The sequence below is a fragment of the Bradyrhizobium sp. SZCCHNR1098 genome (assembly GCF_032489375.1).
Classification (GTDB): domain Bacteria; phylum Pseudomonadota; class Alphaproteobacteria; order Rhizobiales; family Xanthobacteraceae; genus Bradyrhizobium.
Window position 1 is genome coordinate 1 of sequence record NZ_JAUEXY010000011.1, and the last position, 14,893, is coordinate 14,893.

14 protein-coding genes are annotated in these 14,893 nt (G+C 67.9%); 8 read left to right on the top strand and 6 right to left on the bottom strand.

Annotated features, from left to right (window positions below; all coding sequences use genetic code 11):
* Positions 1–91 precede the first annotated feature (91 nt).
* Complete coding sequence (locus QX135_RS22440) at positions 92–898, bottom strand: ABC transporter ATP-binding protein (RefSeq protein ID WP_316178760.1); 807 nt, start codon at positions 896–898, stop codon at positions 92–94.
* Between the two features lie 130 nt (positions 899–1,028).
* Between QX135_RS22440 and QX135_RS22445 the strand changes: the two genes are divergently transcribed.
* Positions 1,029–1,823: an ABC transporter ATP-binding protein gene (locus QX135_RS22445; RefSeq protein WP_316178680.1), complete on the top strand. Its 795-nt coding sequence runs from the start codon at positions 1,029–1,031 to the stop codon at positions 1,821–1,823.
* On the top strand, positions 1,820–3,376 hold the full coding sequence (locus QX135_RS22450; protein ID WP_316178678.1) for a glycine betaine ABC transporter substrate-binding protein: 1,557 nt from the start codon (positions 1,820–1,822) through the stop codon (positions 3,374–3,376). Before QX135_RS22445 ends, QX135_RS22450 begins: the two co-directional genes overlap by 4 nt.
* A gap of 143 nt (positions 3,377–3,519) precedes the next feature.
* Here QX135_RS22450 and QX135_RS22455 read toward each other — a convergent pair whose 3' ends face one another.
* Entirely contained in the window at positions 3,520–3,915 is a 396-nt protein-coding gene (locus tag QX135_RS22455) for a rhodanese-like domain-containing protein (RefSeq protein ID WP_315736910.1), read from the bottom strand.
* 183 nt (positions 3,916–4,098) lie between these two features.
* Between QX135_RS22455 and QX135_RS22460 the strand changes: the two genes are divergently transcribed.
* From QX135_RS22460 to QX135_RS22475, 4 genes are all read left to right on the top strand, one after another.
* Positions 4,099–4,989 (top strand): IclR family transcriptional regulator, encoded by an 891-nt coding sequence (locus QX135_RS22460; protein WP_315778662.1) that lies wholly within the window; start codon positions 4,099–4,101, stop codon positions 4,987–4,989.
* Positions 4,990–5,006: 17 nt separating this feature from the next.
* Complete coding sequence (locus tag QX135_RS22465; RefSeq protein WP_316178675.1) at positions 5,007–6,203, top strand: CoA transferase; 1,197 nt, start codon at positions 5,007–5,009, stop codon at positions 6,201–6,203.
* A gap of 86 nt (positions 6,204–6,289) precedes the next feature.
* Positions 6,290–7,276: a tripartite tricarboxylate transporter substrate binding protein gene (locus QX135_RS22470; protein WP_316178673.1), complete on the top strand. Its 987-nt coding sequence runs from the start codon at positions 6,290–6,292 to the stop codon at positions 7,274–7,276.
* A 32-nt stretch (positions 7,277–7,308) separates the two neighbouring features.
* Positions 7,309–8,532 carry an ABC transporter substrate-binding protein gene (locus tag QX135_RS22475; protein ID WP_316234290.1) on the top strand — a complete coding sequence of 408 codons (1,224 nt, stop codon included), beginning with the start codon at positions 7,309–7,311 and terminating at the stop codon, positions 8,530–8,532.
* Positions 8,533–8,580: 48 nt separating this feature from the next.
* Here QX135_RS22475 and QX135_RS22480 read toward each other — a convergent pair whose 3' ends face one another.
* Positions 8,581–10,290, bottom strand: coding sequence for a sulfatase-like hydrolase/transferase (locus QX135_RS22480; RefSeq protein ID WP_316234320.1), 1,710 nt, complete (start codon positions 10,288–10,290; stop codon positions 8,581–8,583).
* Between the two features lie 191 nt (positions 10,291–10,481).
* Positions 10,482–11,414, bottom strand: coding sequence for a DUF2380 domain-containing protein (locus tag QX135_RS22485; RefSeq protein WP_315756353.1), 933 nt, complete (start codon positions 11,412–11,414; stop codon positions 10,482–10,484).
* A 189-nt stretch (positions 11,415–11,603) separates the two neighbouring features.
* Here QX135_RS22485 and QX135_RS22490 point away from each other — a divergent pair, with 189 nt between their 5' ends.
* Entirely contained in the window at positions 11,604–13,013 is a 1,410-nt protein-coding gene (locus tag QX135_RS22490; protein ID WP_316234321.1) for a sensor histidine kinase, read from the top strand.
* Positions 13,010–13,651 (top strand): response regulator transcription factor, encoded by a 642-nt coding sequence (locus tag QX135_RS22495; protein WP_315736899.1) that lies wholly within the window; start codon positions 13,010–13,012, stop codon positions 13,649–13,651. The genes QX135_RS22490 and QX135_RS22495 overlap by 4 nt, the downstream gene beginning before the upstream one ends.
* A 31-nt stretch (positions 13,652–13,682) precedes the next feature.
* On the opposite strand, the gene QX135_RS22500 is transcribed toward QX135_RS22495, so the two are convergent.
* Together QX135_RS22500 and QX135_RS22505 are read right to left on the bottom strand one after the other, a co-directional pair.
* Positions 13,683–13,991: a hypothetical protein gene (locus QX135_RS22500; RefSeq protein WP_316178667.1), complete on the bottom strand. Its 309-nt coding sequence runs from the start codon at positions 13,989–13,991 to the stop codon at positions 13,683–13,685.
* Positions 13,991–14,848, bottom strand: a complete 858-nt coding sequence (locus tag QX135_RS22505) for an SDR family oxidoreductase (RefSeq protein ID WP_316178665.1) — start codon at positions 14,846–14,848, stop codon at positions 13,991–13,993. Before QX135_RS22505 ends, QX135_RS22500 begins: the two co-directional genes overlap by 1 nt.
* Positions 14,849–14,893 lie beyond the last annotated feature (45 nt).

Sequence of the window (14,893 nt, forward strand, 5' to 3'; positions counted from 1 at the left end):
CCTCCCCGCCCCTCCCCCACAAGGGGGGAGGGAGTACACTGTCCGAGCGGAAACAGCGGGGCTTTCATGATCGAACGAGTCACGGCTCCCATCACACTGCCTCCGCCTGCTTGTAGGTCTTCTCGACCTCGGCCTTCAGCGTCTGCCAGATCTCGCGGTGCAGCTCGTGGAACTCGTGCTTCATGCGCACCTCGAAGATGTCGCGCGGGCGCGGCAGCGTGACGCGCCAGTCGCCGATGATGCACGAGGCGGGGCCGGCCGACATGATGACGACGCGGTCGGCGAGCGCGATTGCCTCCTCGAGATCGTGGGTCACGAACAGCACCGCCTTGCGGTCGGCATTCCAGAGATCGAGCAGCAAATTGCCCATGATCTGCCGCGTCTGCGCGTCCAGCGGCCCGAACGGCTCATCCATCAGGATGATGCGCGGATTGCGGATCAGCACCTGGGCAAGGCCGACGCGCTTGCGCTGGCCGCCCGACAGCATGTGCGGATAGCGGTTGCCGAATGCGCCAAGGCCGACCGAGGTCAGCCATTGCTGCGCCTTGGCGGCCGCATCCTTCGATGGCGTGCCCGCGACCTCCAGCCCGATCGCGACGTTCTCCAGCGCGGTCTTCCATGGGAACAGCGCATCGGCCTGGAACAGGTAGCCGGCGTCACGATTGAGGCCGGCCAGCGGCTGGCCGAAGATCCGCACGCTGCCGGCCGCCGGCTTCAGCAGGCCCGCCGCCACGTTGAGAAGGGTGGATTTGCCGCAGCCGGTCGGCCCCACGATGGCGACGAACTCGCCGTCGGCGACGCTGAGATCCGCCGTCTCGACGGCGGTGTAGGTGCGTCCGCCGGCAAGACGGAATGCCACCGTCGTTCGCTCCAGCGCGACCGCGGCGGCCGTGGGCATCGTCACGTCCAAGTTCCTCCCCCGAGAATGGCCGGGACGGCTTAGCCGCTTGCGGGGCGAAGTTCAACGCGGCGGCCGGACGTGCTAGGTGTTCTGCCTGAGCCCAAGGCCAACCGTTCCACAAGGCCGCATGCAGCGCACGCCGTTCATCGTCTATGCCAATGTCCGCAAGAGTTTCCTCGGCGCGGCAGGCGCCGTGACCGCGGTCGACGGCGTATCGCTGGAGATCGCCGAGGGTGAGTTCCTGGCAATCGTGGGCGGCTCCGGCTCGGGCAAGACCACGCTGCTGCGGCTCACCAATCGGCTGATCGAGCTGGACGGCGGCACGATCAGCATCGCCGGCGAGGACATCGCCGGCCTCGAGCCGGTCGGCCTGCGCCGCCGCATCGGCACCGTGTTCCAGAGCGGCGCGCTGTTTCCACACATGACGGTTGCCGCCAATATCGGCATCACCCCCAGGCTGCTGGGGACCCCGCCGGCCGAGATCGCCACGCGCGTCGACGAGCTGCTCGACCTCGTCCAGCTCGACCGCAAGGCGCATCGCGACCGGCTGCCGCACGCGCTATCCGGCGGCCAGCGCCAGCGTGTCGGCGTCGCCCGCGCGCTCGCGGCGCGGCCGCGCATCGTGCTGATGGACGAGCCGTTCGGCGCGCTCGATCCGCTGACGCGCGATGCGCTCGGCGGCGACTATCGCGCGCTGCACGACAAGCTCGCGCTGACCACGATCATGATCACGCATGACATCACCGAGGCGCTGCTGCTCGCCGACCGCATCGCGGTGATGCGCGGCGGACGCCTCGTCGAGGTCGGCACGCCGGCCGAGCTCGCGGCCAGCCGCGAACCCTACGTGACGGAGCTGATGACGACGCCGCGCCGACAGGCGGCGCGGCTGGTGGCGCTGCTGCCCGACAGCGGGGCGGCATGAGCGTCCTGTCGGATCCACGCTTCGCCGAGGCGCTGTCGCATCTCGCCGACTATCTCGGCAGCCATCTGCGCGTCAGCATCGCGGCGCTCGCGCTCGGTCTCGCCATCAGCTTCCCGCTCGCGCTCGTCGCGCGCAATCACCCTGCCCTGCGCAATCTGCTGCTCGGCGTCGCCAGCGTGGTGCAGACGGTGCCGGGACTGGCGCTGCTGGCGCTGTTCTATCCGCTGCTGCTGGCGCTGGCGGCACTGAGCTTGCGCTGGTTCGGCCTGTCGTTCTCGGCCTTCGGCTTCCTGCCGGCCATGCTGGCGCTGGCGCTGTATTCGATGCTGCCCGTGTTGCGCAACACCATCACCGGGCTGAACGGCGTCGACGCCAGCCTGATTGAGGCCGCCAAGGGCGTCGGCATGACCGAGCGCCAGGCGCTGACGATGGTGGAGCTGCCGCTGGCGCTGCCGGTCATCATGGCCGGCATCCGCACCGCGGCGGTGTGGGTGATCGGCACCGCGACCTTGTCGACGCCGATCGGCCAGACCTCGCTCGGCAACTACATCTTTGCCGGATTGCAGACCCAGAACTGGGTGCTGGTCGTGTTCGGCTGCGTCGCCGCCGCGGTGCTGGCGCTTGCGGTCGATCAGTTGCTAGCGCTGATCGAGCATGGCTTGCGCACGCGCAGCCGCGCCCGCGTGGGCCTCGGCACCGCGACGATCGCGCTGATGGTCGGCGCTAGCCTGCTGCCCTCGCTCGCCGGCACGTCCGCGCGCTACGTGATCGGCGCCAAGACCTTCACCGAACAATATGTGCTGTCGGCGCTGCTCAGCGAACGGCTGCAGGCGGCAGGCCTCACGGCCACATCCCGCGCCGGCCTCGGCTCCAGCGTCATCTATGGTGCGCTCAAGAGCGGCGACATCGATCTCTATGTCGAGTATTCCGGCACGCTGTGGGCGAACCAGTTCCACCACACGGAGCAGCTGCCGCGCGTCGCACTGCTCGATGCGTTGAAGCAGGATCTCGCCAAGGACAAGGTCACCCTGCTCGGCGAACTCGGCTTCGAGAACGCCTATGCGCTGGTGATGCCGCGCAAGAAGGCGGAAGCCCTCGGCATCCGCTCGATCGCCGACCTCGCGCGCCATGCCTCCGAGATGTCGATCGCCGGCGACTACGAGTTCTTCTCGCGCCCGGAATGGGCGGCCCTGCGCGACGCCTATGGTCTCGCCTTCCGCGCCCAGCGCCAGATGCAGCCGGACTTCATGTACGCGGCAGTCGCGTCCGGCGAGGTCGACGTCATCGCCGGCTACACCAGCGACGGGCTGATCGCGAAACACGACCTCGTCGTGCTCGACGATCCGAAGCAGGCGATCCCGCCTTACGACGCGATCCTGCTGCTGTCGCCGAAGCGCGCCGAGGACCGCGCATTGCAGGATGCGTTACGGCCGCTGCTCGGCCGCATCGACATCGCGACCATGCAGCAGGCCAATCTGCGCGCTTCCGGTAGTGACGCACAGTCCTCGCCGCAGGCGGTGGCGCGCTGGCTGTGGAGCAAGATCGCGAAGTAAGCCCTGCCTTCGCAGCACGTCATTGCGAGGCGCGTAGCGCCGAAGCAATCCAGAGTCCTTGCGGAGCCCTGGATTGCTTCGCTTCGCTCGCAATGACGGCGGTGGTTGGCGCTGCGACCGCCGCACCAATCAGCTGGGCACGCTCACATCCCCGGCTCGATCGGCTTCTCCACCGCGCCGCCATTCTCGGCCCAGTCCTTGAACGCGCCGACGTTGAACACCTTGTCGTAGCCGAGATCCTTCAACGTCTTGCCCGACAGCGCCGAGCGGCCGCCCGAGGCGCAATACAGGATCACGCTCTTGTCCTTGGCGAAATTCTTGTCGTGATAGGGGGAGTCCGGATCGGCGCGGAATTCGAGCATGCCGCGCGAAACGTGCACGGCGCCGGCAATCTTGCCGCTCTTCTCGACCTCCGGCGCATCGCGCACGTCGACGATGAGGGTGTTGCCCTTGGCGATCATGGCCTGCGCCTCGGCCGGCGTGATCTTCGGAACCGCGGCGTTGGCGGCTTCCAGCATCTGCTTGACTGATGTCGACATTGATTGGCCTCCCGGACGTTGAGGCGGCACCGGTAGCGGGCCTCCACCCGCGTCACAAGCCACGATCGGGCGAGCATCGCGCGTGGCCACCGCACGTCCGACATTCGTCCACATAGTAGACGAAGAATCATCACATCCACAAATATATGGACTCTCAGAAATTCCTGGATCATTCTGCGCCGCATGCCCGCACCACCACGATCCGCCCTCGCCGTCCGCAATCGCGCCCTCGAAACGATGCTGGCCGACAGCGCCGGCGACGCCGCCTTTGCCACCACGCTGGCCAAGGGCCTCATCGTGCTGGAGGCGTTCGGGACGGAATCTCCCGTGCTCGGAAACATGGACATATCGGTGCGCACCGGAATTCCGCGGCCTACGGTCGCCCGGCTGACCCACACGCTCACCGAGCTCGGCTATCTCTCCTTCGACCAGGACCTCGCGAAATATCGCCTTGGTGTCCGCGCGCTGCGGATGGCGCATCCGCTGCTCGCCGACATGCCGTTCCGGCAGCTCGCACGGCCGTTGATGCAGGATTTTGCCGCCAGCGTGCGCGGCACCGTCTCGATCGGCCTGCTCGACGGCAACGCCGTGGTTTATGTCGAGACGGCGCGCTCCGGCGATGTCGGGCCGCACGTTCCCGACATCGGCATGCCGATCACCGTGGTCGCGACCGCGATGGGACGCGCGGCGGCCGCGATCCTGCCTCCAGCCGAAGCCGCGCGCTTCGACGCGCAGCTCGCCGCCGACGATGCCAAGCAATGGGCCAGCTTCCGCACGCTCTATTTCGACGGCATCACGCAATGTGCCGAGCGCGGCTTCTGCACCTGTGTCGGCGAATACATGCCCGCGATTCACGCCGTCGCTGCGCCGCTGCATTACGCGAATAGCTCCGGCCGCGCCTTCGCGATCAATTGCGGCATTCCCGCTTTCCGGCTGCAGCCGGGTCAGCTCGAGGCCGAGATCGGTCCGCGCATCACGGCGCTCGCCGCCAGCATCCGGGCGCTCATCAACGAAGCCGAGCCCGAGATCATCAGGCGCGCGCCGGAGCCGGCGCTTGCGGCCGAAGCCGGCTGAGACAGGTGCATCACGACATGGCCGGGCCACTCCAGGGTTTGCGCGTTCTGGACATCGCGACGATCATCGCTGCACCGTTCGCGGCGACGCTGCTCGCCGACTACGGCGCCGAGGTTCTGAAGATCGAGATGCCGGGCCATGGCGACGGTGTCCGCACCTTTCCGCCGTTCAAGGACGGCAAGCCGCTGTGGTGGAAGACCGCCAACCGCAACAAGAGCCTCGCGACGCTCGACCTGCGCACGCCGGAGGGGCTCGCGCTGTTCAAGCGGCTGCTGCCGCGCTTCGACGTCCTGATCGAGAACTTCCGCCCGGGCACGCTCGACCGCTGGGGGCTGACGAAAGAGGTGCTGTGGTCGATCCAGCCGCGCCTCGTCATCCTGCGCGCCACCGCGTTCGGCCAGGACGGGCCGTACCGCGACCGTCCGGGCTTTGCCCGCATCTTCGAGGCGATGGGCGGGCTCACCTACATCACCGGCGAGGCCGAGGGCGAGCCGACCCATCCGGGCTATCCGATCGGCGATGCCATCGGCGGCGCGTTCGGCGCACTCGGCGTGCTGGCGGCGTTGTGGAAGCGGGCTGTTGATCCCGAGGCGCCGGGCGAGGAGATCGACCTGGCGCTGACGGAGGCTGTGTTCCGGCTGCTCGACGTGCTGCCGGTCGAGCACGACCAGCTCGGCTTCAGCCGCAGCCGGATCGGCAATGCCAACGGCTACTCGGCGCCGGCCGCGGTCTATCGCACCCGCGACGATCGTTGGGTGACGCTCGCCGGCTCGACCAACGCGCTCTACGCCGCCAATTGTCGCGCGATCGATCGTCCTGACCTGATCGAGGATCCGCGCTTCGCGAACAATGCCTCGCGGGTGAAGCATTCGGCCGAACTCAACGCGATCTTCGCCGCCTGGTGCGCCGCGCATGACCTGGATGATGTCGTCGCCCGCTTCACCGCGGCCAAGGGAACGATCGCGCCGATCTACGCGATCGACCAGATCGCGACTGATCCACAGGCGATCGCGCGCGAGATGATCACGCGCGTGCCCGACCGCGATTTCGGCTCGGTGGCGATGTCGAACGTCGTGCCGCGCTTTGGCAACGATCCCGCCACGCTGCGCCATGCCGCCGGCGACGTCGGCCAGGACAACCGCGAGATCTACCAGGGCTGGCTAGGACTATCAGACCAGGAGATGGACGATCTCGCCCGCAGGAAGGTGATCTGACGCGGCGCGAGCAAAGACGACAAGGCGCGGCGAAGAACGCGTCGGAGCAGCCCGGACAAGGGATGCAGCAGACAGGGAGACGCGCGATGAGACAACCGACGATGACGCGCCGCGGCCTGCTCGGTGCAGGGGCCACGCTGGCGCTGGGCTACGGCCATCGTGCACGAGCCGAGGCCGAGTGGCCGACCCGCATGGTGCGGCTGATCTGTCCCTATGGCGCCGGCGGCGCCAGCGACATCTCGCTGCGCCTTCTGGCGGCGGAGTTCGAACATCACCTCGGCCAGCAGTTCATCATCGAGAACAAGCCGGGCGCCGGCAGCCGCATCGCCAACGACCTCGTCGCCCGCGCCGCACCCGACGGCTACACCCTGCTCTACGCCGCCGCGCCCTACGTCACCGCCGAAGCGCTGTTCGGCAAGCTGACCTACGATCCGGTCAAGGACCTGCGCCCCGTGGCCGGCACGGTCGTTGCGCCGATCTTCCTGATGATCAGCGCCAACGCGCCGTTCAAGACGCTGGCCGAGCTCATCGCCTACGGCAGGTCCAAGCCCGAGGGCCTGACCTTCGCCTCGCCGGGCGCCGGCTCGCAGCCGCATCTCGCCGCCGAGCTGCTGTTCCGCGACGCCAAGGTGACCGGCCTCAACATTCCCTTCCGCGGTGACTCGATGGCCTATACCGAGCTGCTCGCCGGCCGCGTCGATGCGACGCTGACCGCGATCAGCACGGCACTGCCCTACATCCAGGCCGGCCAGTTCCGCGTGCTCGGCGTCGCCGCCACCGAGCCCAGCGCGATCTATCCGCAGGCGCCGACCCTGCGCGAGCAGGGCCTGCCGAACGTGGTGGCGTCGGGCTGGTACGGCTTCATGGCGCCGGGCGCGACGCCGCAACCGATCGTCGACCGGCTGTCGCGCGAGATTCTCGCCGATCTCGCAGCCCCCGAGGTGAAGCAGAAGCTGCTCGCCCAGGGGCTCGATCCGCAGCCGCGCGACGCTGCAGCATTCGGCCAGTTCATCGCCGACGAAACCAAGAAATGGAGCGCGGTCATCCGCGACGCCGCCATCAAGGCCGAATGAGTTTCACAAAAGATATTCAGGGAGTGGATGTGATGAGGATTGGGACCACCGCGCTGGCCGCGCTTGCTCTGCTGTCGCTCGCGGCGACCGCGCCGGCGTTGGCCGCCGAGAAGAAGTACGATACCGGCGCCAGCGACAGCGAGATCAAGGTCGGGCAGACCGTGCCGCTGAGCGGCCCGGCGTCGGCCTATGCCACCATCGGCAAGGCGCAGGCCGCCTATATGAAGATGATCAACGACCAGGGCGGCGTGAACGGCCGCAAGATCAACCTGATCCAGTATGACGACGCCTACTCGCCGCCGAAGACGGTCGAGCAGGTGCGCAAGCTGGTCGAGAGCGACGAGGTGCTCTTGACGTTCCAAATCATCGGCACCGCGCCGAACGTCGCCGTGCAGAAATATCTCAACACGAAGAAGGTGCCGCAACTGTTCGCGGCCACCGGCGCCTCGCGCTTCACCGATCCCAAGAACTTTCCTTGGACGATGGGCTTCAATCCGAGCTATGTCGTCGAAGGCCGCATCTACGGCCAGTACATCCTCAAGACCCATCCCGACGCCAAGATCGGCGTGCTCTACCAGAACGACGATCTCGGCCGCGACTATCTCGCCGGCCTGAAGGCCGGGCTGGGCGACAAGGCCGCCAAGATGATCGTGGCCGAATCGTCGTACGAGATCACCGAGCCGACGATCGATTCTCACATCCTGAAGCTGAAGGACGCCGGCGCCGATCTGCTGTTCAGTGCCTCGACGCCGAAGCAGGCGGCGCAGGCCATCAAGAAGGTCGCCGAGCTCGGCTGGAAGCCGGTCCACATCGTCGACATCAATGCCAATTCGCTGGGCGCCACCCTGAAGCCCGCCGGGCTCGAGAACGCCAAGGGTCTGATCAGCGTCGGCTACGTCAAGGACCCGCTCGAGGAGGGCTTCAAGAACGACCCCGGCGTGCAGCGCTATCTCACCTTCATGGAGAAGTACTATCCCGACGGCGACAAGGGCTCGAACTTCAACGTCTATGGCTACATCACCGCCGAGCTCCTGGTCCAGGTGCTGAAGCAGTGCGGCGACGAGCTGACGCGGGAGAACGTGCTGAAGCAGGCCACCCATCTCGACAGTGTCGAGCTCGGCATGCTGCTGCCCGGCATCAGCATCACGACCTCGCCGACGGACTATCGCGTCAACAAGCAGTTGCAGATGATCCAGTTCGACGGCGCCCACTGGCAGAACATCGGCGGCATCGTCACCGATACTGCCGCGGAGTAGCAGCGGGCGTTGCAAACACGTTGCCCGGCCGACCTTGGCGTCGGCCGGTCACAGCCCCCGGATCAGCTCGGCGTCGATCAGCATGCGGTTGAAGCGGCGCGCCTCGGCGCCGTCGCCGCAGGCGTAGAACACGCCCTTGCAGCGGAGCATGATGTCCTTCTGCTCGGCAAAGGACGGATCGAGCGGAATGCCGGCCGCCTCCAAGGTGACCAGCGGCAGATAGGCGGCGTCGATCCGATCCATCACGACCGCGCTCTGGCGCGGCTCGAAATTGACGGCATCGACGGCGTAATAGGTCTGATAATAGCGTGGATCATAGCTTTCGAGCTTCTCGCCGATGCCGGCCTCGTCGAGCTTGGGATCGAGAATGTGCGGCGAGAACTCCGGCTGGTGATCGCCGTAGCGCACGATCAGGAACGGCTGGTCGCCGAAGCGCTTCTTCAGGCTGGCGAGGAAGCGCTGATAGTCCGTCGCGCTCATCGCCTGGCGGCGCAGATACTCATCGATCGAAGGCAGATTACCGGGCGCTCGCCAGGATGGCGTCAGGTCGGGCCGGAACGTCGTCTCCCACGGGAAATGGTTGGCGGCGAGATAGACGAACATGAACAGCGGCTTTCCGCGCGGCCGGTGCTGCATCAGATCGAGCGCGGCATCGTAGAAGAAGCCGTCGGGCTCGACGCCCTTGGCGCCGAGATCGCGCGCGTCGAGGAAGCGGTCGACGCCGACCGTGGTCTGGAAGCTGCGCGCGCTCATGAAGGCGCCCTGCGCGGGATAGAGCGACACCGTGTCGTAGCCGCAATTGCGCAGCGCCAGCGGCAGGCCGCGCTCGACCCGGCCGGACGCGATCCGGGTCACGAAATAGGCGAAGCGGCCGAACGAGCGCGACGACAGGCCGGCGAGCACGTTGTACTCGGTGAACCAGCTCGGTCCGCCATTGCTCTCGGCCATGAACTGCCGCGCCTTGCCGTCGAACGACTTGAAATGGCTGCCATAGCCATCCGGCACCTTGATGCCTGGCGCCGAGCGGATGTCGAAGCTGGATTCGTCGTGGATCAGCACGATGTTCGGGCGCCGTCCGGCCGGATGACAGGAATCCGGGACGAAGGCAGCCAGACTTCGATCAGCCGTGGCGTCGGATTCCATGAAGCCGTTGGCGAGGAAGTCCGACACCGCCGTGACGCCGGAGCGGGCGAATTTCGACAGATAGCCGTCGTCATAATAGCCGCGCCAGGTCTCGTCGCGCCAGTTGAGCGAATACAGCGTGAGCGCGGCAAGGCAGGCGAGCTTGCCGGCCAGCGCCGGCAGCCGCGCGATCCGGAACGGATCCGCCCACCACAGCAGCCCCATCAGCGGCAGCACGACGGCGGCCGCCACCAGCACCGACAGCTTCAGGTTCGGGAAGATCGTGAACAGGAACGCCGCGCTGTCGTGATCGATCAGCATCACGTCGACGAAGTTCGCCGTCATCTGGACCACGGCGTGCTTGAGCTGCGACAGCAGCACCAGCACCACGACCATGGTCAGCGCCAACGCGCCGGACACCGCGGGCCGCCGCAGCAGCACCAGCCAGAAGCAGTTCAGGATGCCCCAGGCCAGCACGAAGCCGAGCCGCGAGCCGAAATCGGTCTCGGTGTGCAGCATCAGGGCCAGCGCCGCGACATGCGGCGTGGCGACGGCGGACAGCCGGACGGCCGCGGAGCGTGTTGCGCTCGCCGCGGCGAGCGTGGTGATCGGTTGGTCGTTCGGGGTCAGTGACATCAGGCGGTGAATGCAGGCGCCCTTCGCCGGCGCATGCCGACAGATCAAGGAAGCCTATCCTGTCATCCGACCGTAATGAAATCGTCACAAATCACAACAGCCCGGATTTGCACGGAGGGCGGCGAGTCGTCTCGCGCCACGACGAGAGGTGGCATCACTGCCGTCCTTCGCGTACCGATCCTCGCCCTTTTTCAATTCTGGGTGCCGGTCTCGAGCAGCCGCTCGCGCACCAGACGCACCGCGCCGCGACTCCAGGAATAATTGGCGCCGAGGCGCAATCCGCTGTCACCGGCGGCGACGAGCGCGCCACTGTCGGCCTGGCGGACACGAAAGCCGATGATGTATTCGGTGCGGCCGATCCGCCGGACGATGCCGAGCAGCGATTGCTGGGCGCCGACGGCCCGGGCCGCCCGGGCCTCGCAATCGTCGCACTCACGCACGGGCTGCCCCGGCTTGATCTCGCCGGCCGCGTCCACCAGGCGATAGCGCCCGGACTGCGCCAGCAGCTGCCGCACCGCGTCGGTCGCCTCCTGCAGCCCCTTCTGGTCGGATTCGGTCTCGCCGAGCGCCGCACCTGCGCTGGTGTCGTCGAGCTCGAACGGCAGCAGCGCCAGCCGGATCGGCTCCGGCGGCGCCAGTGCGTCACGGACCTGGCGCGAAACGAAGATCGCAGCGCGCTGCCAGGCCTCGTCGCTATCGCCGCGGAAGGTGAAGACCTTGTCGAAGACGACCCGATGGGAGGCGACGTCGATGGCCGCGGCGCGCGCCCACTGCACCAGCGTGGAGAGCTTCTGGACTCCGCCGGTGATCACGACGGTTGCGCCGGCCGCGGCCGCCATCTGCAGCCGGGCCTCCGGGGACGCATCGGTGGGACAGGACGGCGCGCAGGACGGGCTGACCGGCCGCAGCCGCGCGTCGGCGGCGACGTCGCTGCGGAGCGCGGCGATGAATGCATCCAGCCGCCGCTGATGCGCTGCGGTCTGATCGACCGGCTCGCCGGACGTGTCGAGATAGCTGAAATCGTCGACCAGCACAGCCGGGACATCGCCGGAGGCGGCGCGGACCGGACCGGCCGCGAAAGCAAGCGCGAGAACGAGACAACGGACGACGCGACGGTTCGACATGGGATCCCCCTGCAGCGATGTCTGGCGATCCAAAGCTAGACGCAGCGGCGCTACGGCCGCAGCGGCCGCGGTCCCGGCGCGGCACGGGAAATTTTCACGACGGTGACGGCGACCAGGCCGCAGCGCTTTTGGCCCAGGCGGTTCTGCCGTTAAATGCCGGCGGGCAGGGCTACCATGGACGTGCCGAAGATGTGGACCCGCTACGACCTCAAATACCGTCTGACCCTGCGCATCTCGGTGGTCTCGGCGCTCTGCTTTGGGGCGATCTGCGCCTATGTGCTGTTCGACACCGAGCGCTCGGTGCAAGCGCGCAATGAGCGGATCGCCGAGATCACGGCCAGGACGCTGCAATTGCAGCAAAGCAAGATGCATTGGGTCAACAGCCCGCCGGCCGGCTTTCCCGACCTCGATGCGGTCGCCGCCGCCGCGATGCGACCGGGCCTGTGCATCGCCTATCGCGGCGTCGACGGCGCGATCGTGCAGCGCATCTGCGGCGGCGCCGAGGCGCAGACGGACGATCCGCCCCGCGCCTTCGCGATGCTGTATCGGCGGCTGTTCGATCCGGGCCGGGAAGCGGCACGGCCGGTCAGCTTTCGCGGCGAAACGACCGGCGATGCCGTCGTCTGGGCCGATGCCGGCGTCATGACCGCGGAGGCCTGGCGCGAGCTCAGCCGGCTGCTGCCCGTGCTCGGGACGGCGCTGGCGCTGCTGTGCATTCTGGCCTACGCCGCGCTGGCCCGCGCGCTGCGCCCGACCCGGCTGATCCGCGCCGGGCTGGAGCGGATCGCGGCCCATGATCTGTCGGCACGGCTGCCGCCGTTCGACCTTGCCGAGCTGTCGGCGATCCGCGATGCCTTCAACCAGCTCGCCGAGGGGCTGGAGACAGCGCTGGCCCAGCGCAGCGAATTGACCCGGCGCCTGATTGCGCTGGAGGACGACGAGCGCCGCCACCTCGCGCGCGAGCTGCATGATGAATTCGGCCAGTCGCTGGCGGCGATCCGGGCGCTCGCGGCGTCGATCCGTCACAGCGCGGCGCAGGATTGCCCCGCTTTGGTGGGCGAATGCGACGGCATCGCGCGCACCGCGAGCGACATGATGGACCAGTTGCGCGGCGCGCTGATGCGGCTGCGCCCACCTGATGTCGACGAGCTCGGCCTCGCCGCCAGCCTCGAAGGCCTCGTGGCCGGGTGGAACAGGCGGCAGCACGGCCGCACCGCTTTCGAGATCAGCCTGTCGGGCGGCATCGACCGACTGCCCGGCATCATCGCCACCAACCTCTATCGCATCGCCCAGGAGGCGCTCACCAATGCCGTCAAGCACGCCGGAGCGACGCGCGTGCGGCTGCAGTTGACGCTTCAGGACGGGCCGGCGAGCGCGACCGTGCTCACCGTCGAAGACGACGGTCCCGCAGGTGAAGCTCCCGACAAGCCGGGCATGGGCCTGCTCGGCATGCGCGAGCGCGTCGCCTCCATGGGAGGCCAGATGAGCTTCGCGGCCACCTCCGGTGGTGGCGCGCGACTCCGCGTCGAGATTCCGGTCCCGGCCTTGCCCGATCTCTCGCGTGCGCCGACCCAGCCGGAAACGGCTTGCGCGGCATGACGGCGCCCGCCGGCACCATCCTGCTGGTCGATGACCATGCCGTGGTCCGCGAGGGCTACAGGTCGATGCTGCAGAAGCAGCCGGGGCTGCGCGTGGTCGCCGAAGCCGCCGATGGTGCCGAAGCCTACCGGCTGTTCAAAGAGGTCAGGCCCGATCTCGTCATCATGGACCTGACCATGCCGGGCGTCGGCGGCATTGAGGGCATCCGCCGCATCCGGCAATGGGATCGTAGCGCGCGCATCCTCGTCTTCACGATGCATGAGAATGCGGGCTTCGCGGTGCAGGCGATCCGCGCCGGCGCCCGCGGCTATGTCACCAAGAGCAGCCCGCCGGAGACGCTCGTGCGCGCCGTCATGGACGTGCTCGCCGGCCGCATCGCGATCAGCCCCGACATCGATCACGAGCTCGCGCTCAGCCGGCTGTCCGGCGAGCGGGCGGCCGCCGACGTCCTGTCCGCGCGCGAGTTCGAGGTGATGCAGATGCTGCTGGCCGAACGGACCACCGACGAGATCGCGTCAGCGCTGCATCTCAGCCCGAAGACGGTTGCCAACCTGCACTCGCTGATCAAGGACAAGCTCGGCGTCGCCAGCGACATCGAGCTGGTACGGCTGGCGCTGCGGCAGGGCCTGCTGACCTGAGCCCGCAGGGCTCACGTCAGCGCAGGGAATGTCAGGAGTCGTCGGTGTCGATCTGCGGCGTCGCGGCGGCTTCCGAGGCTGGCTCCGTGACGGGATCATCGATCAGGTGAAACTCGCGCCCGAGCCGGCGCTGCACGCTCATCACGGCGCGGTCGACGTCGCTGATCAGGCTATCGCCGAGAACGACGTGCGGGATCTCCCAGTTGCGGCCGCTGCGCGCGTCGAGCGCATGAACGGCCGGCACGCGTGCCGTCTCGCACCCCGGCTGCGCGCGAATCTCCTCCTCGACCAGGCGGGTCAGCTCCGCCTGGGTCTTGCCGATGGTCGTCATCGCCGGCATCAGGCCCTGATCACCGGCGTCAGGCCGAGCCGCTTGGCAATGATGCGATCGACGGTCCGCTTCGGAAGCACCCGCACGATCCATTGCCTGATAGCATCGGGCGCGATCTCGTAGCGCACCCTGGGCGCCGGCAGGGTCAAGGCGTCGGCCACTCGCGCGGCGATGGTCTCGGCCGGCAGCCCGGTCTTGCCGAGATGCAGCATGAAGCCGCGAATCTTCTGCAGCGCCGGGAAGAACGGCGAGGCCTGGTACGCCGACAGGTCGACCTCCTCGGCCTTGGCCCAGATCGGCGTCTTCACCGCCCCCGGCGCGATGACGATGACGTCGATGCCGAACAGCATCAGCTCGCGGCGCAGGCTCTCGGATAGCCCCTCGACCGCATGCTTCGAGGTCGAATACGGCGCCATCAGCGGGTTGCCATTGCGGCCCGCGACCGAGCTGATCATCACGATCCGGCCGCGCTCTCCCTTCATGGCCGGATCGGCGCCGAGCAGCGGCGCGAACGCCTGGGTCGCAATCACCGGACCGATGACGTTCACTTCCATCTGATGGCGAAACTGCTCGATCGGCAGCTCCGTCACCGGCCCCGCGACGGCGATGCCGGCATTGTTGACGAGACCGGCGAGCGTCTCGCCCTTGAGCGCCGCTCGCACCTCGCCGGCGGCCGCCTTCACCGCCGCTTCGTCGGTCACATCGAACAGCAGCGGCGTGAAGTTGGCGCCGAGCTCGCTGCGCAGACGGTCTGCATCAGCCTGCTTGCGAACGCTGCCGAACACGTGGAAGCCACGCGCGAGCAGGAGCTTCGAACAGGCGAAGCCGATGCCGGTGGACGCGCCGGTGATGACGACGGATTTCATGGCGACCTCAACGATTTGCGCGGCGATTATCGCACGGGATGCGGC